This window comes from Ruminococcus callidus ATCC 27760 (genome assembly GCF_000468015.1).
Classification (GTDB): Bacteria; Bacillota; Clostridia; order Oscillospirales; family Ruminococcaceae; genus Ruminococcus_C; species Ruminococcus_C callidus.
Map to the genome: position 1 here is coordinate 2,307 of NZ_KI260392.1, position 488 is coordinate 2,794.

Below are 488 nucleotides of genomic sequence, written 5' to 3' on the forward strand. Positions count from 1 at the left end.
TCCAAACACACAGAAAGCGGCGGACTTTCTTCCAAAGCCGGCTGGTTCGGTCTGGCGAAAAAGGTCTGCACTTTAATGCTGATCGTCGTTGCAGTTCGGATGGATATTCTGCTGAATACCAACTACATCCGGGATGCTGTTTGCATCAGCTTTTGCCTGAACGAACTGCTTTCCATTGTGGAAAATACAAGTTTGATGGGAATCCCTTACCCGCCCGCAATCAAAAAAGCAATTGATGTTCTGCAAACGAAAATCGGCAGAACCGAAGAAACGACCGACAAGGAGGACAAGTAATATGGCTATTTTAAGACCGGATGCAACAACAACTCTGAATGGAGTAAAAATCAACGAGTATTTGCTCACCAAACACAATCCCAACCACATCGATATGCCCTCTGTTTCCATGGCAGGAAAAATCATTGGTGTGACCGTCCACAATACCGACTGGATCACCGTAGCAAGCGGCACGACCCCTGCGGAACAGTACA

The 488-nt window shown here is 46.9% G+C and carries 2 protein-coding genes; both read left to right on the plus strand.

Annotated elements, in window-relative coordinates:
• Nucleotides 1-294 (plus strand): phage holin family protein (locus RUMCAL_RS07310; RefSeq protein ID WP_021682039.1); only part of this gene is annotated, 294 nt, incomplete at its 5' end.
• A gap of 1 nt (nucleotide 295) precedes the next feature.
• The coding region (locus tag RUMCAL_RS15945; protein ID WP_021682040.1) for a hypothetical protein at nucleotides 296-488 on the plus strand (193 nt) is incomplete at its 3' end.